The sequence below is a fragment of the Candidatus Kaiserbacteria bacterium genome (assembly GCA_017134395.1).
GTDB lineage: Bacteria > Patescibacteriota > Minisyncoccia > Phycocordibacterales > UBA2100 > UBA2100.
This window is the reverse complement of the sequence record CP070993.1, coordinates 115,878-138,618: the sequence shown is the minus strand read 5'-3', so window position 1 is coordinate 138,618 and position 22,741 is coordinate 115,878. Positions and strand designations below refer to the sequence as shown.

The following is a 22,741-nucleotide window of genomic DNA, read 5'->3' as shown; positions in this document are numbered from 1 at the left end:
AAATCTCCTCTACGAGTACCACCTTTCACGAACGATTTCTCCTAGGTGTGCGTAGTCATTCCAAGAGCATAGTGACCAATCTTTTTTACCACCCAAGGTAAAATACGTAATGCCTGTATTTGCACTTCGCATCGTATGCATCAGCTGGTTTACAAAAATATCTGGAGTAAGATATTCGCCAAGTAAATGGTGTGCTATGAAAAACTTTAAAAAGAAACCGTGTGAGGTAACAACAATATGTTCTTCTGGTCGCGCTTCTAGTAACTCAGTAAGTTCTACCACTCGCTTCTTAATATCATCAAAATGCTCACCATTATCGGTATTCGCGTCACGCATCCAACTGTACTCAAATTGTGCAACTGCTTGTCGCACAGCAGGGTCATCACGATGTTTTCCTTGAACTTCCAGGGGGAGCTCACGCTCATACGCCATTGATACTGTCTCGAGAGGTACATTGGATGCGTCAGCAATTTTTTTTCCTGTGTCGTACGCACGCACATAGTGGCTTGTTAAGACAACGTCTATAGGGATGCTTCGAAAACGAGCAGCAACAAAGTCCGCTTGTTTTTCGCCATCTTCAGTTAATGGAGACTCTGCACCTTCACGGATACCTGTTTCGTTTGCGTGACTGCGCCCATGACGCACTAGATAAATATGTTTTTTAGGATTACTCATATGATTTTCCAATCGCTTCGATAAGGGCAAGCTCTAGTGGCAACTGCTTGATATATGCATGCGGCGTATCGACATACGCACCAAGAATTGCAGTTAATGCCTTTGAATTGAGTTTCGTATCAGAAACTTGAGAAAGTTTTTGCAAAAACTCAAATTCTTCCTCACTAAATTGATTCTGTAGTGACGACTCCATTTTCTTTGAGTTTCGCATCAGAATTACTGCACGCACTCTGTCCAATATGAGTTTTAAGAACGTAGCAAAATCAACATTGACTTCAACTGCACCATGTATCGATGCAAGTGCATCGTCTAATACACCCTCAGAAATTGCAGTCAATAGCTCATGAATGAGTTCCGCTCGTGGTGCACCAGTCACCGATTCTACTTCACTGCGAGTTATCTTTTTATCAGTTGAGTACGAAAGTACTTTTTGTAGTACCCCTAAGGCATCTCGAAATGAACCGTCAGCAATGATGGCAATGAGTTCTGCTGCATCTTTCTCGATAGTAACTTTCTCGCCTTTGGCAACATTCAAAATTGCAGTTGAAAGAATCGGTCGTGTCGGTTTTTTAAATGTATATGTTTGGCAGCGCGAAACGATAGTGTCTGGAAGTTTATCAATTTCAGTTGTCGCAAGAATAAATACAACATGCTTTGGTGGCTCTTCAAGTGTTTTAAGAAAGGCATTAAACGCTTCTTTTGTAAGCATGTGCACCTCATCAATAATGTATACCTTATACTCTGAATCAAACGGTAAGGTATGTACCGATTCGTTAAGTTCACGAAAGTCATCAATCTTACGATTCGATGCTGCATCCATCTCGTACAAATCTTTACTTGTCGTGCCTATCTCATTTGCCAGAATGCGTGCAATGGTTGTTTTCCCAGTTCCTCGCCCACCTGCAAACAAATATGCGTGGGCTATATTCTTTTCAGCAATAGATTTTTTAAGAACCTCAACGACATGATCTTGCCCGATGACATCTTTAAACGATTCTGGTCTGTACTTTCGATAGAGTGCAATATGATTCTCTTTCTTCATTGTAGGCAATTGTAGCAAAAATATAAAAGAGTGCTTGCCGCTAAAAAACGGCAAGCACTCTAGAAAGCAGTATACAACATTACTTGTTTCTTAAATCTTCTTCTGAAAGAAGATATTTTTCAGGGGCGCCTTGTTGGCGCATTTTGACTGTTCCAATGGTTTGGAGAAGTCCAAGAAAAGATTTCCAAATGGATGTGATGAGTTTCATGCTGCTCTCCTTTTCTGCTAAACAAAATACCTCTTGATTCTTTATTTTGCAATAGAAATAAAAAGAAGAGGCTGCCTTGATACACAAGCAGCCTCTTTTTTCGCGCAAACGCGATGTTATTCTTTGAGAAACTGTGTGTGGCTAGTTTCTTTTGCCGCGCTGACAATCGGCACCTCTCCTGGAGTACGACCTGTACCAGCAGGAGGATCAACTTTATATGGCGATTTACAGCCTCTGCACTTTTCATTCCGTAGAACCGCAGACATACGTGCGCAATCCTCAGACTCTCTCTCGGCGTCTTTTGGGAGATAGCCACATCCCTTAAATGGTTTTCCCATTCTAGTCCCCTTTCTAATATGAACCAAACCACAGACTACTCCAGCTTTTCAAGTTGAGCAAGGTGTTCCTCAATAACCTGTTGCACTTGTGCAGCATCGTCGCACGCCATAAGTGCAATACGGAGTTGCTTTGCTCCTTCGAAACCCTCTACATAACTTGAAAAATGCTTGCGCATAGTTGCAAAACTTTTAGCTCCCTTAAACTCTTTCTCAAATAACTCAGTATGTTCAATAAGTGCGCGGAGTTTTTCTTCGTGTGTTGGCTGATGGTCAGACATACACCACGGATTGCCAAACATTCCACGCCCAATCATTACACCGTCTGCACCACTTTCTGTAGCACGCTCTCGCGCATGTGCAATGCTTGCAACATCGCCATTTCCTATAATCAGGGTCTTATGCTCTTTAGACTCACAGAAAGAATCACGAAGAGCGACAGCATCGGCTATAAGATTCCACTGTGCTGGAACTTTGCTCATTTCTTTACGTGTCCGTGCATGAAGTGTAATGGCAGCTGGCTGTGTCTCAAGAAGCGTAGTGAGCCATTCCTCTAGCTGAACCTCATTGTAGCCAATGCGTGTTTTAACCGACACTGGTAAGTCGCCAGCTCCCTTCTTTGCAGCGTAAATAAGTTCTTGGGCGAGTTTTGGATTCTTTATCAGTGCTGCCCCTGCCCCCTGCTTTTCCACTGATCTATCTGGGCACCCCATATTTATGTCTACTCCATCGAACCCACACTCGCGCGCAATAGCAGCAGCTTTTTCTATATGTTCTGGAGTTGCACTAAATATCTGCGCAACTATAGGTCGCTCTTCTTCGGTAAAGCGAAATTTCTTCCGTAGCTTCTCCTGCCCTTTTTCATCCGCAAATACCAATCCGTCTGCAGAAGTAAATTCCGTAAAGGTCACATATTTACCTCCTTTGCCTTTACTGTATTTCGCAATAACCGAGCGAAACGCGGCATCAGTTACGTCCTCCATCGGCGCGCAGACAAAAAACGGTTTTTCTAATGTTTCCCAAAAATTCATTGCACTACACTAGCATTACTCTTCTTGCGTGTCAGTACTTTCCTTAAATGTGTGATACACACGTTCCCCAAAGCGCAGGTCTATATATTGAAGCTCGCTGAGCCTGTCTCGTAGATGATACTCATCTAATACCGCTTCAAGATTGACTGCCGTCGTTTCCAAACCCTTGTCTAATGCTATTCGAATTTCCCACTCAGGTTCTAAATATATTCGTCCATCAATTCCTTCAAATACAAATTTCTTTACCTGTACGTCTAAAACTTTTAATTTAGAAAGAAACTCTTTAACGTCTTGAAAATATTTCGGTTCCACAAATGTACGCAGCACATCGTCTTTTGATTCATCAATTCCATTTTCAAAAATCAGAAAATCAGCGAGAGCCGATTCTTCATATATAAACCCTTCTGCATCTATAAAGTAACACGTATATACCTCATTAAAATTTCTACACCATTGTGCATACGGCTCACGTTCAGCAACAGTTACTAGCACTTGTTGCTTTGTTAATTGTGAATCAATAGTGACACTTTTTATTTTGGGGAACTCGTATAAAAGAATTCCTTCTAGCTCAGCAGCGGGATACAGCACTGTATTCTGCCGCGAAAAGAGACCAATGAGAGGTCTTTGTGTATTACGAAATAAAGTCTCTTGTATTGCACGTGTTCGCACTTCACTGTTCCCAATAATTTCAGTTTTTTGTACAGCAAGTACATGCGAGAATGAAACCCAACTGAGCGCTCCTAGCAAGGAAGTAATTATGATGAGGATGAAGCCAAAGATAAGAAGCCGTACTCTAAAACGTTTTTGAGCAACTTTTGAGCGTGCTAGTTTAGTTTGAGCTCGTACTCCTTTTGTAGATACAGACTTCCGTTTTATGGAATTCCTAGATGTTCTACGACTATTACGCCACATATTTTATTTTTTAACAATGACTTCTCTGCCTCCAAGATACGGGCGAAGTACTTCTGGAATTTGTATTGAGCCATCCGCTTGCTGATAGTTTTCAACGAGTGATACAAGGATACGTGGGCCAGCGACAGCGGTGTTGTTCAGAGAGTGAGCGAAGCGCTTTTTACCTTCTCTATCTCGGTACGTGATATTAAAACGACGTGTTTGGAAATCATGGAAATATGAAGATGAGTGAGTTTCTCTATACTTACTCTCTTTTGGAACCCACGCCTCTATATCATATTTCTTTACCTGCCCTTGTCCTAAATCGCCTCCACAGTTTACAACAACATGATATGGAATCCCCAGTGATTGCATAAATTCTTCTGTATTTTGTGTGAGCCATTCGTGTAGCTCTACAGTTTTCTCGTGGCTGGCCTCAGACAAAATAACCTGTTCCCATTTAAAGAATTCGTGAACGCGTATTAAACCTTTCGTATCTTTTCCGTGACTCCCTGCCTCTCGTCGAAAACATGGCGAGAAAGCCAAAAGTTTTATTGGGAGTTTACTAAAATCAATTTCTTCATCGCGATAGTATCCCATCACCGGCACCTCGGCGGTTCCCGTAAGAAACTCGTCATCTTGCGTTTTATATAAATCCTCAGCTTCGTTTGGTAAATGCCCTGTACCGTAAAAGTTTTCTTTTCGCACGATTGTCGGTGGCATCATAAGGTCTAACCCCTTTTTCATAAAGAAATCTCGAGCGTAGTTCCACATAGCAAACGAAAGCTCCACTCCTTCATTTTTTAAAAAGTATCCACGGAATCCATGTACCTTAGAACCTCGTTCAAAGTCCACCATATCGAGTGCAGTTAATATATCGATATGGTCTTTTGGCTCAAAGCCAAATTGCGGTTTGTCTCCCCACGTTCTTATCTCAACATTGTCTTCGTCAGTCGCGCCGTCAGGTACCGACATATCTGGGACATTAGGAACCTGCAACATGAGTGATCGCCACTTATCCATCACCTCTTTCAGTGCATCCTCTTCTTTCTGCATGTCGGCTTTAAGTGTTTGCATTTGCTCAATCATTTTTTGTCGCTTATCTGAATCCCTTTCTGATGCAATAGTCTTCGTGACTTCATTTTGTTGAGCGCGTTTTTCTTCTACGGTTTGAAGAAGTTCTTTACGAGAATCATCAAGCGCGATAAGAGCGTCCAAATCAATATCGACGTGTTTCTTCTTTGCACCCGCTGCGACAATATCTTTGTTGTCCCGTATGAATTTAATGTCTAGCATATATTCCTTGTTATAATTGAATCGTACTATGAGCCAGCTCATTCAACAAATCCTTCCAAAGGACTTCCCGCCACTGTTGCAGGAAATTAGCGACCCGCCCGAGTATTTGTATATGCAAGGTTCCCTCCCAAGCCCAGAAACAAAGCTGCTTACTGTCGTCGGCTCAAGAAAATGCACCAGCTACGGGCGTGAGGTAGTCGACTATCTTATTGGCGGACTTAAAGGCTATGACATCTCTATTGTGTCTGGATTAGCATTAGGTATAGATGGTCATGCACACACCGCAGCACTAAACATAGGACTGCACACAATTGCAGTACCCGGTTCTGGACTTTCAGAGAGTGTTCTATACCCACGTTCACACGTACAACTTGCGCAAAGGATCTTAGAAAACAAGGGTGCCTTACTAAGTGAGTTGGAACCAGAACAAAGTGCAGCGCCGTGGACATTTCCAAAGAGAAATAGAATTATGGCAGGTATGTCACACGCGGTACTGGTTATTGAGGCGACTGAACGTTCGGGTACTTTAATAACGGCACGACTCACAACCGACTACAATAGGGAGCTACTCGTGGTGCCTGCTTCAATTTTTGCTGATTCATCGCGTGGAGCACATCAATTTTGGAAACTTGGTGCCACTCCGATAACTACACCAGAAGATATATTGGATGTATTTAGCATAAAGCACGAAGCACAAGATGAAAAACAAACCAACTTTAAACTCTCACAAGAAGAACAAGAGATATACGATTTATTAGCTGAGCCCAAAACAAGAGATGAATTTCTCGAAGAAGTTTCACTCCCCATTACTCAAGCAAATATACTTTTATCAAAACTTGAGCTTGATGGAGTTATAGTTGAAAAGTTAGGGACACTAAGACGGAAATAGAAAAAGGCCCGTGAGTAAACTCACGGACCCTTCTTGGTTTTGGTTCTGACAGATTATTGCTGCCAATGGATGGTGCCACTCACACCCCAGCCACTTCCATGGTACCGAGGCGGAGGTCTGTGGTGACCACGGTATCGCCGTGGATGTCCTGATCGATAGACATGACGCTGCAGGCGTTCAGCGCGACTGACATGATGACGAACAACAACTCGCGGTGAGTGTCTGCGCACAGCTTGAGGCCGCTGATGGACAACATGGCTGCGGGCATGAGCAATTTGCATTGCCTCACAGTCCTGATGCGAAACGGTCAGAATAAACCCAGACGAAGTCCCAGGCATTTCACAAACGATGCGCGGTGTGGATGCCAGAGCTGAATTCGTGCCAAGAGCAAGGAACCCAGATGCTGCGACAGTTGTAGCAAAACCAAAGAGCTTAAAAAAGTTACGCATAGCGCTTCCCTTTCTATAAATTTATCCAACCGTTATTATACCTTGTTTGACATATACGTCAATATGTGGCATCTTCCCTCTCCTATACCTTTATTCATGTAAATATTTTGCTTTTTTTGTAAGAGCATGTAACCCTACCGCCTATGAAGCTTGTAATTGTCGAATCCCCTGCAAAAGCTAAAACTATCGAGAAATATCTCGGGGATGGCTTTACTGTGCGAGCCAGTGTTGGGCACGTACGTGATTTACCTAAGAACAACAAGAAAGCTATTGATATAGAGAAAGGATTTGTTCCCAACTACGAAGTAGTTGCAAAGAAACTCGATGTTATTGCAGAACTCACAAAACTCTCAAAAAAATCTGACGAAGTAATCCTTGCAACTGACCCCGACCGAGAAGGAGAAGCTATTGCGTGGCACCTGAAAGAAGTGCTTGGTTTAAAGAAGCCTAAACGAATTGTCTTCAATGAAATTACAAAAGAAGCAGTGCAGGCTGCTTTAAAGAATCCACGTCTTATTGACGAAAATCTACGCGAAGCGCAAGAAGCTCGCCGAATCCTCGACCGTCTCGTGGGTTATGACCTCTCTGGACTTATCTGGAAGAAGGTTCGTTACGGACTTTCAGCTGGTCGTGTGCAGTCTCCTGCGCTTCGTATCCTTATGGAGCGTGAGCGAGAAATTCGTGCGTTTATTCCTGAAAAATTTTGGGTTATTACAGCACACACTGCATCTGCTTCAAAAGCACCGATTGAATTTACCTGTTCTGAAGAACCAAAAACAGAAAGTGATGCTGACACTATTGTAGAAAACGCTAAAGCAAATGAATGGCAAGTAGCAAATGTAAAGGAAACTGCTGCAAAGCGGGTGCCAAAAGCTCCTTTTACTACCTCAACGATGCAGCAAGCCGCCAGCTCACGCTTGGGATACGCACCTTCAAGAACTATGGGTGTTGCCCAAAAACTGTACGAAGCTGGACTTATAACGTACATGCGAACCGACAGCACACACCTTTCTGAAAATGCACTAAGTAGCATCGGTAAAGTTATTGAAAGTGAATATGGAAAAGATCATGTTGAAATTCGACAATACAAAACAAACTCAAAATCTGCTCAAGAAGCTCACGAAGCTATACGCCCATCTGATGTAAATAAAATTGCAGCAGGAAGAAACGAAGAGCAAAAGAGATTGTACTCACTTATCTGGGCTCGAACTGTTTCGAGCCAGATGATTGACGCTGAGATTGCGCGTACAAAAATTACTGCTTCTGTTGCGCACGACACGGTGCCTGATTTTGCAGTCACCGGCTCACGTGTAGTAAAAGATGGCTGGCTTATGGCCGATCCGTCAGCACGCGGCGAAGACGTTGAGCTACCAAAAGTATCAGAGGGAGAAGCTCTAGCTGTGCAAACAGTTGAGAGCGAAGGAAAAGAAACACAGCCACCACCACGCTATACAGAAGCACGTCTTATTAAAGAACTCGAGAAACGAGGTATCGGACGCCCAAGTACATACGCTGCAATTATGCGGACGCTTTCTGATCGCGGCTACGTTGCAAAAGAAGCACGTGCCTTAATTCCAACAGACACTGGTGACGTTGTAAGTAGTTTCCTTGAAGAGCACTTCGCACAGTACGTAAGTGATACCTTCACCGCAGAAATGGAAGATGAGCTAGATGATATTGCTGAAGGAAAGCGTGAATACGTTAAAACACTAAAAGATTTTTATACTCCTTTCTCAAAAGAAGTTGCATCAAAAGAGGATGTACCGAAACTTACTAATCTCGGTCCGGTTCCTGAAGAGTTTAAATGCCCCGAATGTGATAGTGAAATGGTATTTAAACTTTCAAAAAACGGAAAGTTTATGAGCTGTGCGAAATTCCCCGATTGTAGCGGTGCACGAAAAGAAGATGGCAATATAATTGAACCGCCTAAAGATATCGGTGAAAAATGCCCGAAATGTGGAGAACCCGGGCCACGAAGCAAGCAGGAGCCAGGGAAGCTCGTTATGCGCGAAGGGAGGTTTGGAATGTTTATTTCATGTCACCGCTACCCTAAATGTAAATACATTAAGCAAGACAACACGCTCAACTCGACTGGAGTAAAATGTACAGATTGTAAAGATGGAGAACTTATAGAACGTCACGGACGATTTGGTGCATTTTACAGTTGTTCAAATTATCCAGATTGTAAGCTTGCCATAAAAGCAAAACCTACTGGAAACCTGTGTCCACTGTGTAAAGGACTTATGATGGAAGGCACAAAAACAATCCCTGAAAGATGTAGTGATAAGACGTGTCCTAATCACAATCCTCACAAATTATAAAAGCATTTAGACCAAGGTCCGACCTTGGTCTAAATGAACTTTTTACTTCTTACTACCCCTCGTTCTTAGAATACTGCGATGCACCGCAGTATTCTAAGAACTAAACCGTGACGTTCATTTGTCAAAAGCACCATCTGGAAGTACCATGGGGTTAATGGCAATATTTAACAGTTCTACAGAAAACAAAAACGGAGGAAATAAGAAGGCGCCACCTGCTGCTTTAAAGAACATCTTCACAATAATGGGCCTTACTGAAAAGAAGGACATTGAATTCATAACCCGTGCATACAACCTTGCTCGCAAAGCGCACCGTGGTCAAAAACGTTTTTCAGGTGAGCCCTATCTCAATCACCCAATTGCAGCAGCTGAGTATCTCGCAAAAATTGGGATGGGTCCAACAATAATCGCCGCTACCCTTCTCCACGATTCTATAGAAGACAGTGACATAACCGCAGACGAAATTGCTGAAGAACTAAGCCTGGATGTACGTAACTTAGTTGAAGGGGTAACCAAGCTTGGCCATGTTCGTTATCGCGGAATGAAACGTCATACTGAGTCACTTCGCAAACTTTTCGCGGCGACGTCACAAGATGTTCGTGTAATGATTATCAAACTTGCTGACCGACTACATAACGCATCCACTCTCGGGCATATACCTCGCGACGATAAACGAGAACGTATCGCCCAAGAAACACTAGAAATCTACGCCCCAATTGCCGACCGTCTTGGAATGGGTCTTATGAAGCGCGAGTTGGAGGACGCAGTATTCCCGCATGCATATCCTGAAGAATACGAAAAGGTTTTAAAGATATTTAAAGAAGCAGGCGGTGATGATATACGACGCCTTGAACGCACGCACAATACGGTGCGAAAGAAAATTGCTGAATACGGGGTTAAAAAGTTTAGAACGGCAAACAGAGTGAAAGGTCTGTATAGTCTCTACCGCAAACTCGAGCGTAAAGATTGGGACATTACAAAAATATTTGACCTGTGGGCATTACGTATCATTGTTGATTCAGTTGCGGACTGCTACACAGTTCTTGGTATTGTGCACGGTGAGTGGCGGCCGCTACCAGGACGTGTAAAGGACTATATCGCCTTCCCTAAACCAAATGGTTATAAAGGAATCCACACAACCATCCATACAGGAGATGGTAATGTTATTGAGCTTCAAATCAGAACCGAGGAAATGCACAGAGAAGCTCAGTTTGGTATTGCTTCACATTTTTCGTATAAAGCAGATGGTGCGAGCAAGAAAAAAGGTGATAACAGTGCAGTCAGTTGGATTCGACAATTCATTCCTGCACGCCTCTGGATGGAGGGTCAAGGAAAGTTGCCTTCAGGAGAATCTAAACTCACCTACACTGACGATTCAACACCAGATTGGTTAAAAAACATGGCCGATGCACAAGATGTCGATGATGAAAACCCTCACGCTTTTTTGCAAGATATAAAGAGCGACTTCTTTAGTCATCGCGTTTTTGTGTTTACTCCGCGTGGAGACGTTATTGACCTCCCTATCGATTCAAGTCCGATAGATTTCGCATACGCGATCCATTCAGAAATTGGAAATAACATGTCTGGCGCAAAAGTAAATGGTAAGATGGCAGCGCTAAGCTCATGCTTAAAAAATGGTGATGTCGTTGAAATAGAAACGAGCGAAAAAAATCATCCAAATAGAAAATGGATGGATATGGCAAAAACAACTCTTGCGAAGCGCCACATCCGAACATACCTACAGAGAGTAGGCGAAGCTATTTAAACTGAAAAATTGCTGATTGAGTAAATGTCTTCTTCCTCATCTTCTTTTTTCGTTGTTTCTTGATTCACTTCTTCTACGATTTTTTCGTTTGTGTTTTTAGAAACTGTCATCTCCTCATCATCATTGATCTCATCATCCAATGCGTACGAAACAAACTCCGACAGTGGTGACAACACACCTGTTTCTTTTGGTGCTTCTGTCTCTGCGACACTATCCTCTTCCGCTGTAGTTTCAATGACTACTTCTTTCGGAGCTGTCGCACTTACCAATGCAAGAAATTGTTGTACATCTGTTGGTGTGAAAAAATCAATATGCATTTTCCCTCCTTTATCTCGTGTTTCAATTTGCACACGTGTTCCTAATCTCTCAGTTAACTCCCTTTCTAGTGCGGCAAGTTCTGGCGGCAAATCCTGCTTTCGTGCCTTATCCGTAGCTATACCGCGAGCTATACGCTCTGCTTCGCGCACAGTGAGTTTCTTCTCTTGTATCTCTTTAAAGAGTGCCATCTGTTGTTCAGGTCGCTCACACAGCATAAGAAGTGGTCGTGTGTGCCCTTCGGTTATCTGCCTATTCACGACGGCCTGTCGAATCTCATCTGAAAGAGCGAGGAGTCGTAGCGAGTTAGAAACATATTCGCGGCTCCGTCCAACTTTTTTGGCAATCTCTACATGCTTCAAACTAAACTTTTCTGCAAGCTGTTGAAATGCAAGCGCTCTATCAATCGGGTTCAAGTCTTCACGCTGAAGGTTTTCAATAATCGCGAGTTCAAGTTTTACTTTGTCAGAATCTTCAGTACTACGAATAAGTACTGGTACTTGTGATACGCCCGCCATCTTAGACGCACGTAGTCGTCGTTCACCCGCTACAAGTTCATACTCTACTGAAATTCCACCGTCGCCACGTTCTATCTCGCGACGTGTCACTACGAGTGGCTGCAAAATTCCGTACTGTCGAATAGATTCAGAAAGACTCTTGAGGGCTTCTTCGTCAAACTCCTTTCTTGGCTGGTATGGATTTGGCTGAATTCGATGTACTTCGATCCAAAAAACTGAGTTGTTGTAAAAATCTGATGCCATTGTGGGCAGTATACCACAGCAGTTATTTCTACTTTATGTGCATAAGTGGAGATAAACTGCATGAAACGACCGTCACTTTAAAGCTGGAAGTTTTTGTCACTCCATGTAGAATAACCATCACACCATGCCGAGGTGGCGGAACTGGTAGACGCGCACGACTCAAAATCGTGTTCCTTCGGGAGTGGGGGTTCGATTCCCCCCTTCGGCACAATGACAACAATGATCGATGAAGCAGCAGAAGCAGTACGCGATGGGAAACTTATCGTGTTTCCAACTGATACTGTATACGGAATAGGATGTGATCCATTTGATGAAAAAGCTATCGAAGCACTTTATGCTGCCAAACAACGACCAGATGAAAAGAACATACCAATACTTATTGATTCGATTGAAACAGCGGAAGCTCTTGGGGAAATTACTTCAAAATGTAAGGAATTAATGGAAAAACACTGGCCAGGAGCACTTACTATTGTTGCACATGCTAAAACAGAATTTCCAATGGGTGTTCTCAAAAGCAACGGAACTATTGCCCTTCGCATGCCAAACCATGAAGATCTACTCGAACTCATTACAAACGTCGGCGGAGTTCTTGCTGCAACAAGTGCAAACATTTCTGGTAAACCAGCTATTCTTTCCTACGATGAAGCGTATGCAACGTTCTCAGAGAAGGCAGCGGTAATCCTTCCTGGGGCAACTAAAAAAAAGGAAGGGTCCACTATTATCGACTGCACAACAGATGAATGTAAGGTACTACGCGAAGGTCCAGTGAAAATATAAATGTGTACAGCAACAGTTCTTCGGCAAGCGTATGCTACACTTGGTTAATGAAATTCACTCTTTCGCGCTCTGCAACTAACCTTCTTATACGTGGTCTCTTTTTAGTTTTCGCGCTCGGTTCACTCTATGGAATTTGGGATAATTACGAATTCTTCTTACTTTCTCCATTCTACTTCACCGCATTTATTGATCTTTCTTTCGCAATCCTCTTTTTGTATTTTGTATTTTCATTTAAATCAGTTGCTAGCAAAACGCCACGATATTTAACATACGGAATGCTCGCATTGTGGGCTTACACAGTTCTATCTGGCATTATCGGCTCAATAGTTCATACACAAGCTTTAGGGCTACCAGAGGCAGCACGTATGGCTGGCTATACAGAAACTACATTTATTCTTTCAGAATTACTCTATGTTATTATCCTCCCAAGCATTGTTTTCTTGCTTATCCTTCGGCTTTTGCGAAAGTGCTCCAAATAGATAAACTAAAGCTCCTACCTATTCGATTCCCACCGAAAATCGATACTACGCAACTAAGTTCTTCATGGTATTCTTTATACAGATCTCATTTGCACATGGAGGTAATTATGACAAATGACTTCGACGATATAGTTCTTGATCCGAGCATCAAGATTCCGCGGGAAGTTGCTCACGTTATGAGAAAGCTCCCTTCAAGAAAGTCTGTGCCATGCAGCTCGACAGAGCGAGTGCTTTGGACACCTGAGCTTGCCAAGGAAGCATTGCAGATTACATGCCCATGAGTGAGCATTCTTGAACCCAAGAGTCCTGTACAGAATCTTCTGTACAGGACTCTAATTTTTTGTGACTCCACCGGGAATCGAACCCGGATTGCCGGCTTGAGAAGCCGATGTCCTAACCGTTAGACGATGGAGCCGTCTAGACGCCCAATTGTACACAATTTAGTGTTTTCTTCCAGCTACCGAGCGAGCCATTCGTCTTCCTGTCGTACAAGCAATTCTTTTGCTCGCTGTGGCTCTTTAAGCATTTCCCTAACAGCTTTCTCGAGACGAATACCTGTTTGGGAACCTTTTACGAGCACTACATCATTAGGTTCCAGCATTGCACGCACTACCGCACCAGCTTCCTTTGAATCACCCACATCAAACTCTTGTATACATTCAATATCAAAACCAGCTTCGCGTGCTGATTGGGCGATAGTTTTTGCACGAACTCCGACAGTGATAAGTACATCAGCAACACCTGCAACCTGCACACCAACTTTTTTGTGAGCGTCTGAGCTAAATCGGCCGAGCTCGAGCATGTCACCAAGTACAGCAATCTTCTTCCCTTTTGTTTCAACTTTTTTAAGTGTTGAAAGAGCAGCTCGTACTGCGGTGGGTGACGAATTATACGAATCATCTATTATTGTAGTGTTATTATGTCCTTCAAGAATTCGCATCCTCCCGCGCGATGCTCCCGAGTGTTCAATCCCTTTCGTAATAGAAAGCGGTGGTATTCCTACAGCTCTCGCTACAGCAAACGCGGCAAGTATTGGATATACTTGCTGTTGTCCAATGCGTCCCTCTATTTTTATAGGGATACTGGAACCTTTTTCATCAACCTTAAACTGCATGCCGCTCGGATGTCCTTCTGTATCATAAAAAATTGAAGTGTGCGAACCTACGATGTCATTGTGAGATTCAATTCCGTACATGATTGTATTTATTTGAGAAAAATCTTTTTTCAAAGATGCGGTTCGTTTATCATCCCCACCTAGAATCAAAGTGCCTTCTGGTTTCAACGCTTCCGCAAGAAGCCTTTTTTCTCGTGCAACGTCCTGTGGATCTTTGAAATTCTCTACATGAGTCGGAACGTCCGGTAGTGCAGTAATTATTGTGATGTCAGGTTTCAACCATTTCGTGAGACTTGCTATGTCCCCTGGTCGATCAACGCCAACTTCAAGCACAAGCCACTTTGGATAGTGATTTCTAAGAAAAATGAGTGCCAGTCCTTCAAGAATATTTTTAAACCATTTTACTGGATTATTCCAGCCGCTCTCACACCCAAGAATGGTAAGCGGTACACCAATTTCGCTATTAAGTGTTTTTTCACTTTTGCGCACAAAGAGAGAGTTTTCAAGCGCTGCAAAAATTGCGTCCTTCGTACCTGTTTTCCCCACACTTCCAGTAATCGCAATAATCTGTGGCTTATACTTTTTGAGCACCATATGTGCCTCCCACGTGATAATAAACACGACTATGTTTCGTACTATTTTTTTTATGCCACTCATAAGATTTATACAGCATAGCATGAGTATTGGACTGTCTGAAACCCTATCTGTCCGGAGGAATATCGTAGTAATTAATAAGGAAATTGGTCATCTCCATAAATGGCTCAGTGAGTGTTTGTGACGCATATTGTGCTCCTTGTGGTTCTACATTCATAAGGAAAACTAAATACTTCGCATCAAACGCAGGAAAGTAACCAAAAAAGGAATGTAGGAACTTGTCGTCATAGTAACCACCATCAGGTGATGCAATTTGTGCAGTACCCGTTTTTGCTGCGATACTATAGTGTTCTTTTTTTACATCTCCGCCTAACAGCGCCTCATCAAAAACTTCAACGAGCATACGGGTAATCTCTTCCGCTGTCTCAGGATCAAGAATTTGTTCTCGTACATCAGAATAATCTAACTCGTGCTTGATTCCGCTCGTTGGTTGTATGGCAGACACTATGTGTGGCTGTTCAATATATCCATCCGGTAAAATAGAAAGTGCGCGAACCATAGTAATCGGAGTCAAAGCAACACCTTGTCCAAAGCTTGCGGTTGCATACTCGACATCGCGTGGGCTATTTAAGTTTTCGGTAAGGTTGTGAGCTTCGTTAGGTAAATCAATACCCGTCTCTTCGTTTATACCGTATCGGTACATGTATCGTCTGAATTCATCCTTCCCCATTTCCGTAACGATGTGAGCTACACCAGTGTTTAAAGACTGCGAGAGAATCTCTTGCATTGGTACCACACCACGTGCTTTGCCATCGAAATTAGAAATGGTGTACGTGTCTAGTTTTATTGAGCCACGGTCATTGTAGGTACTCTCAGACGTTACTGCACCTGAATCAAGTCCAGCAGCCATAGTAAGTGGCTTCATAATAGAGCCCATTTCGTATACTCGCTCGATTAATGGATTCGCAAAGTCAGCAGTTTCTGCACTTCCGAAATCATTTAAATCAAACGTCGGGGTTACTGCAAGTGCACGCACTGCTCCTGTTTGTGGGTCAATAACAATTCCTGCAGTAAACTGTGAATCCCATTTCTCCTTCATTTCAATAAGGACACGCTCGAGTTGCACTTGAACTTCTGGCTCAAGAGTTGTAACGATATTTCCTTCCCGTTTATTCACTGGAACAAACACCACGTCTCGAATGTTCGTAAAGAGTTCAGCAAAAAAGTTTATGTACAAACTACTTGAGCCACGTACGAGCACATCATCGAAATGTCGTTCAAGACCATAGCGCCCATTTCTCTCTGCTCCATCGTAGGCTACGAAGCCTAAGGTGTGAGCAGCAAGCGCACCACTTGGATAATAACGCCAATGGTCGGGAAGTAACAATACTCCATCCAAGTCAGCTTCTCGTATCGCTGCAGCTGCTTCTGTATTCAAACGTGTCGCGACTTCTTCATACGGGTCACCTTCTTTTGTAGCTCTAATCATGAAAGTCTCTTTGTCTATCTCTATGTATGGCTCCAATACTGAATACACCTGCTCGGCGTCCACAATTTCAACTGGCTTTATAGCAAGTAGGAACCCTGTTTTTATAGTTGCACCACGTACCTGTAAATTATTTTTATCGACAAAGAAAATACTTCCTCTGTCATAGAACCCACCTGAGGTACTCACATACTGATCGCTTGCCTCTATTCGATATTCACTACCGTGTACTATTTGTAGAAAATACAACCGAGTAACAAGGAGTAATGCAACAAAAAGAACCGCGCCTAAAATGACACGGGTTCTTATTTTAAAATTATTTCTGTTTTGTGTAGTCGCCATCGTACTCTTCTATTGTACACTCGCACGACCAAGATATCGTGTCCTATCTACAAAGTCTTTTTGTGCAACAGCTTTGAAATTCATTTCTGTAGCAAGATTTTCTGTTATTGTGCTTTTTTGCTCAAAATAATCTACTTCTAAGGTCGCAATGCGTGAACTAACATTTGCAATTGTATGCTGTACCTCTTTGCGTTCCACCACATGTACAACAGCGCTTCCGATAAAGTATACGTATAAAAATGCAAGAACTACTAACGCAGCGAGTAACAATGTTACTGCTCGTTGCTCCACAGCATACAAAACTGCTGCCACTGTTCGTATTTGTTTTTTACTGATTATCTTTTGCATAGTGTGTGAATGTAAATGCTCGAAGTTTTGCGCTACGTGAACGCGGATTGTGCCCAACTTCGGATGCACTTGGAGGAATTGGTTTCTTTGTAACCATCGATCCGATACCTTCTTTTGCCCAAGTACGGAACGTCTCCTTTACTAATTTATCCTCAAGGCTGTGGAAGGTTAAAAATGCAACCACTGCCCCTTCATGAATAATGTGTGGAAGCGCTTGAAGTGCGTCTTTAAGTGCTCCCAATTCATCATTCACGGCTATTCGAAGTGCTTGAAATGTTTTTGTCGCAGGATTTCTTTTTCCACGACGGTGTGCTGCTGGGACTGCTCGGGTAACAATCTCAACAAGCTGTGAGGTTGTTTCTATTGGTGATTCTTTTCTCGCTGCAACGATTGCTCGTGCAATGCGACGTGAAAAGCGTTCACCTCCCCACCCATAGAGAATGTCGGCAATACTTTCTTCTTGCCACGTATTCACAATTTCCAATGCAGTAAGCGTCTCTTCGGTAACCGAGTCACTCAAAGTCATCTGAAGCGGTTCTTCGCGCTCAAAACTGAAGCCGCGACCTGAAACTTCTAATTGATCGCTACTCCACCCAAGATCGAAAAGGGCTTTGTCAATTCCTTTAATTCCATATTCTGCTAACTTCGCAGAAACGTTACGGAAGTTATCGTGAATCAACGTAACTTGTGGCTCAACACCTGAGAGTTGCTCTCGTGCTCGTGCCAAAGCACCGCTATCAACATCAAAGCCGACCAAATGACCAGACTTCCCAAGATGTTGCGCAAACGCTTTTGCATGCCCTCCGCCACCGAGTGTGGCATCAAGCACTACATCATCCTCTTGTATGTTAAGTACTTCGAGTACTTCTTGTAAAAGAACAGGTACGTGTCGGGTGATTGTGTTTGTCGACGTCGAGCCGCTGGAGGATTGCATAATTTTGAGTGCGCATGACTATGGAAAATCCTCCAGCAACTCGATGTAAACAACTTCGAGTATGTATGTCTTACTTAATTAATTTATAAATTTCGTACTGACTCTATAAAACCCCTATTTCGCCCAACTTCTCTGCCATGGCATCTCCCTGTTTCTCAATCTTTTCTTGGTACAGCGACCATCGTTTCTCGTCCCAGATCTCGACTCTGTCTGATACACCAGCTAAAACAACTTTTGTTTTGAGTGCAGCAAACTTTTTAAGATGCTCTGGAACTAATATTCTTCCTGCGCTGTCGAGTGTTACCTCCGCAGCCCCGGAGAACATGAAGCGGTTGAATCCCCTGGTGTCAGCTTGTGCAAAACTGAGTTCTCGTAAACGCTTTGCAATGCTGGCCCATTCCTTATCGGAGTAAACAAATAAACAATTATCGAGCCCTCGAGTTATTACTAATTTCTTTCCGAGAGTATCTTTAAACTTCTTAGGCAACATGAGCCGTTTCTTATCGTCGAGTGTATGTGTGTATTCGCCGAGAAGCATAAAGTTTATATAATTTCCTATTTCCCACTCCTTCCCACTTCCATCACATATTACTACACTTTGTTCCACTCTATGAAACTACTTATCCACATTGCGCACATACGAAAAAACCCGGCTGCCATGCAGCCGGGTTTTTTCGTATAATGTTTAGTAGCTAAATCACTTCTTTAAAACGCTGTATAAGAAACTCTCTCGGCAAGACACTGAGGAACCACCCTGCCTGCGGACCCGAGTCACGATTTAAAAATATTCTGTAAAGACCGGAAAAAAGTTCTTTGGGTTCAATACCTACACTTTGTTTTATCTCGTGTAGCTGGTGATGAAAGTCTTCACCGGTTATTTCTGCAGTACTCTCTACATACGTAAGTATTTCGCTAAAAGCTTTCTTTTGAAGTTCGCTAATCTCAATGTCAGGAGTGCTTTCCTGTAGTTCAAATACGTAGCGTTCAGGAGCATGTTGCTTTAACCAAGCGCTCGCGTAATCAACGCGCTCGTGTAGCTCCCCTTTTTCAATCTCATTCAGAGCACTCCCTTTTTGCTTTTCAGCCTCAGCGAAAATATCTATATGTGGCATCTGGCTAAGAAAAGCCACTTCTGAAAAACGCATTCTGAAATAAGACTCAGGGACATCATTGAGATGCACGAGTTTATAAAACCGTGTGTCATCGTCTTCTATGCCAGACCAGTACTTCTCTGCGATTTCATCATACCTATCAAACAGTGTCGGTATCGTTGTTCCTTCTGGTTCAAAGTTAATTGCACGCATTGGACGTGTTCCCATAAGCGCAACGCGAAAGATTTTTCGCGGTAGTGAATCTGCAATTTCACGCGCAGATGATCCAGCTCCTTTGGAACTAGACATCTTCTTTCCACCAACCAAGAAAAATTCATACGGAATATCAAATGGTGGTACGTGCTCAAAAACTTGACGCGAGATAGCGTTTGCGACATCACGCGCACCTCCGCGGGTTGAATGGTCTTTTCCTCCACCTTCAATATCAACATCCATTACCTTAAATTTTGCAGCCCACTCGACTTTCCAAGGAAGCTTCGCATTGCCGTCAAACGGACTCACTTTCCCATTGTGTCCACAACCTTTTGCCCACTCAACAAGATCATTACGACATTCATATGAAACTTCGTCTCCATCAAACGAAATTGCTTTGGTGGTACCAATCCTTCCACATTCTTCGCACACAACTGAAAGTGGCAACCAATCATCTGCCTTTTCTCCTCCACTTACCTTTTTATAGATTGCCCTTATCTCGGGTGCACGCTCTAGTGCTGTGCGAATCACTTCGTTCATTTTTCCTGACTTATATAATTCACTCGCACGATAAAAAAGAGGAGTGAATCCAGCGTCCTCTATAACCCCTTTGTATTCAGCTGCGTAGTATTCTGCAAAATTTTTTGCCTTTCCATCAGGAGATGGTATTTCAGAAAGCGGCTTACCCATGTACTGCTCGTATTCTTCCTTATCGAGATACACAGGAAGTCCATCCATGGGGTCAAAATCATTTATTTCGTAGTGGAAATCAACAGAAACACCTTTCTCTTTAAGTACATCTGCTACGATTCCATGTATCGCAACACCACGCATTGAACCAACATGAACTCGCCCACTTGAGGTTTTTTCATCTCGCATGGTAAGAGTCTCACCACTGGCGATTTTATTCTTCAGCTGTTCGCTAATTTCTTCTGCTATTTTATCGGCCCAAAACATATGTAATTGATTCTACATAAAACGTAGAACTTCTCAAACTAAAACTAGTTAAAAGTACTAGGAAATCTTAATGATTTTGTACTTAGCAATACCGTTGGGTGTTTCTAAGTCAAACGAGTCGCCTTTCTTCTTTCCAACCATCGCCATCCCAAGTGGTGACATGTGCGATATTTTGCGTTCTCGCATATTTGCCTCGACTGATCCAACAATTTCGTACTCCCTTTCATCTTTTTCACCAACCTTAACAATCGTCACTTTTGATCCAATATGTATCTCGTTGCTCTTCGTTGATTTATCTAGCACCTGAGCTGTTGTCAGTATAGATTCTAACTGTTTAATTCTACCTTCAGTTGCACCTTGTAATTCCCGTGCTTCTTGGTACTCAGCATTCTCTGATAAGTCTCCAAGAGAACGTGCGTATTCTAGCTGTTCCGCAATTTCTCGCCGACGTGTTGAACGCAAGTGATCGAGCTCTTTTGTAAACTCTTCAAACTTTTCTTGTGTTAGGTATTGATCGTTTTCCTGATTCATAGTGGCGTTAGTATACTGGAGCAGATTAAAAAACGGAAGGGCTAGTCTTTTGTTTCATTGATTGGGTATTCTCCATTTGTGTATTCTGGTTGCTCATTCACTAACCACTCAAAGAAACTGCGCATCGCAGGAGCCGCACCTTGCAGAGTTCCAGCCGGCGCTTTTTCTAATACCGTTGCAAACGCAAAACGTGGATTGTCAGCCGGCCAAAAACCAACGACCCAAGAATTCATAGATTCATTCTTTACACCAAGTTGCGCAGTTCCTGTTTTGCCAGCAATGCGAATACCGGGAACGTTCACGGCTACAGAAGTTCCCGACTCTGCACCCTTACGCATTCCAGTCCGTACAATCTCAAGATAGGTATCTTCTATGCCGACAGACCTTTGTACGGTAGTAGTGTCTTTTGTGACATGCGGTACTAAGAGCTCACCTCCATTGGCAACAGCTGCTATGTAGCGAACAGCTTGTATCGGTGTTACGAGAAAACCGAATTGTCCAATTGAAGTATGAAATGTATTTCCCAAACGCCATGGATTATCACTCCCGAATACTTCTTCTTTCCACATAGGTGTTGGTACAACACCTATTGCTTCAGAACCAAAATCTATGCCCGTAGGCTGCCCTAGACCAAACCGTGTTGCGTATGCTGCAAGTTTTTCGATACCCAGACCCTCTTGTCCTTCGTAACCGCCGCCAACCGTATAGAAATACACGTTCGACGAAACAGCCAACGCTTCAATGGCATTCACCCACCCGTGAGCCTTCCAATCACGAAAAATTGAATCATTATCTGGAGAATAGGGGTTCGGTATACGAATTTCTCCCGTTGATAAAAATGACGTGTTAGCAGTAACAATCCCTTCAGAAAGTGCTGCTGCTGCTATGTATGGCTTCACTATCGAGCCGGGTGTGTACTCACCTGTTATTGCGCGATTTAAAAACGGCTGCCCTCCGTCACTTGTGTATGATTGTATAGCCTCTTCAGGAACTCCGTCTGTCATTACCTGTGGCGAGTATTCTGGATAGCTGGTAATGGCGATAACTTCACCAGTTTGTACGTCTAAGACCACACTCGAAGCACCAACAAATCCGGCACGTTGTGCACCTTTCTTTATTGCGTTGTATAGAGCTTCTTGGACATCTTTATCGATACTAAGAATAACATTCTGACCATCAACTGGCGGTCGTATGATATTTTGAGATTGGATGTTGTTTAGAGCATCTACTTCTATGATACGAACTCCATTTTCGCCCTCCAAAGTCTCGTTGAGACTGCTTTCTACCCCAGCCTTACCCACATAGTCTGTACGCCACCAAAACCCACTAGAGTCCTTCTCAGGATATCCTACGAACCCCAGAATATGTGCGAACCCTTCCTGTTGTGTGTATGCGCGTAAAGAAAACGTATCGTGCGTTTCTGTACCCTCTATAAACTCAGGAAGTGTGTTCCATACCAGCTCACGTCCAAGTCTATCAAAAATGACTCCACGCTCTGCAAACAGCACTTCATGGTCTAAGCGGTTTTGTTGAGATAAAAGAGCTATTGCTTCACCTCGTGCAATTTGTAAATTCCACGCCTGAAATAAGAATATAAGAAAAATAAATGCTGCAAAGCCTCCAACAAACAATGGTATATTTCTTTGTATTGACCTCTCAACTCTTCCCTCAAATTGGTTCGTATCAAATGAGGGAAGATTAAATGCATCTAAAAGAACTTCATCAGGATCAATATTCGAATATTTTATTCTAGAAGAATTTTTTCGTTTCAGCCCAAACATATAGTTAGATTAAACTATTTTCTTGGAATTACGAAGTCCAAAACAAATGTTCACGAAAGTACTCAACTAAAATAGTTGTTATTAAAAAGAATCCTGTGTAAAAACCGGGAATGCCATTG

At 42.9% G+C, this 22,741-nt stretch carries 21 protein-coding genes and 2 tRNA genes; 7 read left to right on the top strand and 16 right to left on the bottom strand.

The features are described from left to right. Positions 1-9: 9 nt before the first annotated feature. The 5 genes from JXR01_00705 to serS all read right to left on the bottom strand — a co-directional run bounded on the left by JXR01_00705 (position 10) and on the right by serS (position 5,478). The gene (locus JXR01_00705; GenBank protein ID QSH39519.1) at positions 10-675 is read right to left on the bottom strand and encodes a histidine phosphatase family protein; all 666 of its coding nucleotides are present in this window, start codon (positions 673-675) and stop codon (positions 10-12) included. Next, positions 668-1,717, bottom strand: a complete 1,050-nt coding sequence (dnaX, locus tag JXR01_00700) for a DNA polymerase III subunit gamma/tau (GenBank protein QSH39518.1) — start codon at positions 1,715-1,717, stop codon at positions 668-670. The genes JXR01_00705 and dnaX overlap by 8 nt, the downstream gene beginning before the upstream one ends. Positions 1,718-2,298: 581 nt before the next feature. Beyond that, the gene (locus JXR01_00695; GenBank protein QSH39517.1) at positions 2,299-3,291 is read right to left on the bottom strand and encodes a tRNA-dihydrouridine synthase; all 993 of its coding nucleotides are present in this window, start codon (positions 3,289-3,291) and stop codon (positions 2,299-2,301) included. 15 nt (positions 3,292-3,306) lie between these two features. Continuing rightward, positions 3,307-4,203 carry a hypothetical protein gene (locus JXR01_00690; GenBank protein ID QSH39516.1) on the bottom strand — a complete coding sequence of 299 codons (897 nt, stop codon included), beginning with the start codon at positions 4,201-4,203 and terminating at the stop codon, positions 3,307-3,309. Positions 4,204-4,206: 3 nt separating this feature from the next. Continuing rightward, on the bottom strand, positions 4,207-5,478 hold the full coding sequence (serS, locus tag JXR01_00685; GenBank protein ID QSH39515.1) for a serine--tRNA ligase: 1,272 nt from the start codon (positions 5,476-5,478) through the stop codon (positions 4,207-4,209). A 28-nt stretch (positions 5,479-5,506) separates the two neighbouring features. Here serS and dprA point away from each other — a divergent pair, with 28 nt between their 5' ends. Beyond that, positions 5,507-6,367, top strand: a complete 861-nt coding sequence (dprA, locus tag JXR01_00680; protein ID QSH39514.1) for a DNA-processing protein DprA — start codon at positions 5,507-5,509, stop codon at positions 6,365-6,367. A 79-nt stretch (positions 6,368-6,446) separates the two neighbouring features. Here the strand turns inward: dprA and JXR01_00675 are convergent, their stop codons facing one another. Next, positions 6,447-6,635 carry a hypothetical protein gene (locus JXR01_00675; GenBank protein ID QSH39513.1) on the bottom strand — a complete coding sequence of 63 codons (189 nt, stop codon included), beginning with the start codon at positions 6,633-6,635 and terminating at the stop codon, positions 6,447-6,449. A 324-nt stretch (positions 6,636-6,959) separates the two neighbouring features. Here JXR01_00675 and topA point away from each other — a divergent pair, with 324 nt between their 5' ends. Both topA and JXR01_00665 read left to right on the top strand, forming a co-directional pair. Continuing rightward, positions 6,960-9,137, top strand: a complete 2,178-nt coding sequence (gene topA, locus JXR01_00670; GenBank protein QSH39512.1) for a type I DNA topoisomerase — start codon at positions 6,960-6,962, stop codon at positions 9,135-9,137. 154 nt (positions 9,138-9,291) lie between these two features. Then, positions 9,292-10,899, top strand: coding sequence for a bifunctional (p)ppGpp synthetase/guanosine-3',5'-bis(diphosphate) 3'-pyrophosphohydrolase (locus JXR01_00665; protein ID QSH39511.1), 1,608 nt, complete (start codon positions 9,292-9,294; stop codon positions 10,897-10,899). Here the strand turns inward: JXR01_00665 and JXR01_00660 are convergent. Beyond that, positions 10,896-11,975, bottom strand: a complete 1,080-nt coding sequence (locus JXR01_00660) for a ParB/RepB/Spo0J family partition protein (GenBank protein ID QSH39510.1) — start codon at positions 11,973-11,975, stop codon at positions 10,896-10,898. The two genes, JXR01_00665 and JXR01_00660, sit on opposite strands and share 4 nt — an antisense overlap. A 126-nt stretch (positions 11,976-12,101) precedes the next feature. Here JXR01_00660 and JXR01_00655 point away from each other — a divergent pair. The 4 genes from JXR01_00655 to JXR01_00640 all read left to right on the top strand — a co-directional run bounded on the left by JXR01_00655 (position 12,102) and on the right by JXR01_00640 (position 13,512). After that, positions 12,102-12,183 (top strand) — tRNA-Leu (locus JXR01_00655). A gap of 11 nt (positions 12,184-12,194) precedes the next feature. Further along, complete coding sequence (locus JXR01_00650) at positions 12,195-12,752, top strand: threonylcarbamoyl-AMP synthase (GenBank protein QSH39509.1); 558 nt, start codon at positions 12,195-12,197, stop codon at positions 12,750-12,752. Between the two features lie 47 nt (positions 12,753-12,799). Continuing rightward, the gene (locus tag JXR01_00645) at positions 12,800-13,231 is read left to right on the top strand and encodes a hypothetical protein (GenBank protein ID QSH39508.1); all 432 of its coding nucleotides are present in this window, start codon (positions 12,800-12,802) and stop codon (positions 13,229-13,231) included. A 107-nt stretch (positions 13,232-13,338) separates the two neighbouring features. Further along, positions 13,339-13,512 (top strand): hypothetical protein, encoded by a 174-nt coding sequence (locus JXR01_00640; protein ID QSH39507.1) that lies wholly within the window; start codon positions 13,339-13,341, stop codon positions 13,510-13,512. 62 nt (positions 13,513-13,574) lie between these two features. Here JXR01_00640 and JXR01_00635 read toward each other — a convergent pair. The 9 genes from JXR01_00635 to JXR01_00595 form a co-directional block, all read right to left on the bottom strand. After that, a tRNA-Glu gene (locus JXR01_00635) sits at positions 13,575-13,646 on the bottom strand. Positions 13,647-13,688: 42 nt separating this feature from the next. After that, positions 13,689-15,002: a UDP-N-acetylmuramoyl-tripeptide--D-alanyl-D-alanine ligase gene (locus JXR01_00630; protein QSH39506.1), complete on the bottom strand. Its 1,314-nt coding sequence runs from the start codon at positions 15,000-15,002 to the stop codon at positions 13,689-13,691. A 43-nt stretch (positions 15,003-15,045) separates the two neighbouring features. Next, the gene (locus JXR01_00625; GenBank protein QSH39505.1) at positions 15,046-16,767 is read right to left on the bottom strand and encodes a penicillin-binding protein 2; all 1,722 of its coding nucleotides are present in this window, start codon (positions 16,765-16,767) and stop codon (positions 15,046-15,048) included. Between the two features lie 9 nt (positions 16,768-16,776). Next, positions 16,777-17,115 (bottom strand): hypothetical protein, encoded by a 339-nt coding sequence (locus tag JXR01_00620; protein QSH39504.1) that lies wholly within the window; start codon positions 17,113-17,115, stop codon positions 16,777-16,779. Next, complete coding sequence (gene rsmH / locus JXR01_00615) at positions 17,096-18,049, bottom strand: 16S rRNA (cytosine(1402)-N(4))-methyltransferase RsmH (GenBank protein QSH39503.1); 954 nt, start codon at positions 18,047-18,049, stop codon at positions 17,096-17,098. The genes JXR01_00620 and rsmH overlap by 20 nt, the downstream gene beginning before the upstream one ends. A gap of 103 nt (positions 18,050-18,152) precedes the next feature. Then, positions 18,153-18,587, bottom strand: coding sequence for a division/cell wall cluster transcriptional repressor MraZ (mraZ, locus tag JXR01_00610; protein QSH39502.1), 435 nt, complete (start codon positions 18,585-18,587; stop codon positions 18,153-18,155). 154 nt (positions 18,588-18,741) lie between these two features. Continuing rightward, positions 18,742-20,310, bottom strand: a complete 1,569-nt coding sequence (gene lysS / locus JXR01_00605; protein ID QSH39501.1) for a lysine--tRNA ligase — start codon at positions 20,308-20,310, stop codon at positions 18,742-18,744. Positions 20,311-20,367: 57 nt separating this feature from the next. Next, entirely contained in the window at positions 20,368-20,841 is a 474-nt protein-coding gene (greA, locus tag JXR01_00600; GenBank protein ID QSH39500.1) for a transcription elongation factor GreA, read from the bottom strand. 41 nt (positions 20,842-20,882) lie between these two features. Beyond that, the gene (locus JXR01_00595; protein ID QSH39499.1) at positions 20,883-22,622 is read right to left on the bottom strand and encodes a hypothetical protein; all 1,740 of its coding nucleotides are present in this window, start codon (positions 22,620-22,622) and stop codon (positions 20,883-20,885) included. Between the last annotated feature and the right edge of the window lie 119 nt (positions 22,623-22,741).

Coding starts and splice junctions, on each gene's coding strand:
- JXR01_00625 (QSH39505.1), bottom strand. CDS start 16,767: ATGGCGACTACACAAAACAGAAATAATTTTAAAATAAGAACCCGTGTC.
- JXR01_00595 (QSH39499.1), bottom strand. CDS start 22,622: ATGTTTGGGCTGAAACGAAAAAATTCTTCTAGAATAAAATATTCGAAT.
- JXR01_00665 (QSH39511.1), top strand. CDS start 9,292: ATGGCAATATTTAACAGTTCTACAGAAAACAAAAACGGAGGAAATAAG.
- JXR01_00620 (QSH39504.1), bottom strand. CDS start 17,115: ATGCAAAAGATAATCAGTAAAAAACAAATACGAACAGTGGCAGCAGTT.
- mraZ (QSH39502.1), bottom strand. CDS start 18,587: ATGCTTCTCGGCGAATACACACATACACTCGACGATAAGAAACGGCTC.
- serS (QSH39515.1), bottom strand. CDS start 5,478: ATGCTAGACATTAAATTCATACGGGACAACAAAGATATTGTCGCAGCG.
- JXR01_00650 (QSH39509.1), top strand. CDS start 12,195: ATGATCGATGAAGCAGCAGAAGCAGTACGCGATGGGAAACTTATCGTG.
- lysS (QSH39501.1), bottom strand. CDS start 20,310: ATGTTTTGGGCCGATAAAATAGCAGAAGAAATTAGCGAACAGCTGAAG.
- JXR01_00690 (QSH39516.1), bottom strand. CDS start 4,203: ATGTGGCGTAATAGTCGTAGAACATCTAGGAATTCCATAAAACGGAAG.
- JXR01_00645 (QSH39508.1), top strand. CDS start 12,800: ATGAAATTCACTCTTTCGCGCTCTGCAACTAACCTTCTTATACGTGGT.
- rsmH (QSH39503.1), bottom strand. CDS start 18,049: ATGCAATCCTCCAGCGGCTCGACGTCGACAAACACAATCACCCGACAC.
- JXR01_00705 (QSH39519.1), bottom strand. CDS start 675: ATGAGTAATCCTAAAAAACATATTTATCTAGTGCGTCATGGGCGCAGT.
- JXR01_00675 (QSH39513.1), bottom strand. CDS start 6,635: ATGCCCGCAGCCATGTTGTCCATCAGCGGCCTCAAGCTGTGCGCAGAC.
- JXR01_00695 (QSH39517.1), bottom strand. CDS start 3,291: ATGAATTTTTGGGAAACATTAGAAAAACCGTTTTTTGTCTGCGCGCCG.
- dnaX (QSH39518.1), bottom strand. CDS start 1,717: ATGAAGAAAGAGAATCATATTGCACTCTATCGAAAGTACAGACCAGAA.
- dprA (QSH39514.1), top strand. CDS start 5,507: ATGAGCCAGCTCATTCAACAAATCCTTCCAAAGGACTTCCCGCCACTG.
- greA (QSH39500.1), bottom strand. CDS start 20,841: ATGAATCAGGAAAACGATCAATACCTAACACAAGAAAAGTTTGAAGAG.
- JXR01_00640 (QSH39507.1), top strand. CDS start 13,339: ATGACAAATGACTTCGACGATATAGTTCTTGATCCGAGCATCAAGATT.
- JXR01_00630 (QSH39506.1), bottom strand. CDS start 15,002: ATGAGTGGCATAAAAAAAATAGTACGAAACATAGTCGTGTTTATTATC.
- topA (QSH39512.1), top strand. CDS start 6,960: ATGAAGCTTGTAATTGTCGAATCCCCTGCAAAAGCTAAAACTATCGAG.
- JXR01_00660 (QSH39510.1), bottom strand. CDS start 11,975: ATGGCATCAGATTTTTACAACAACTCAGTTTTTTGGATCGAAGTACAT.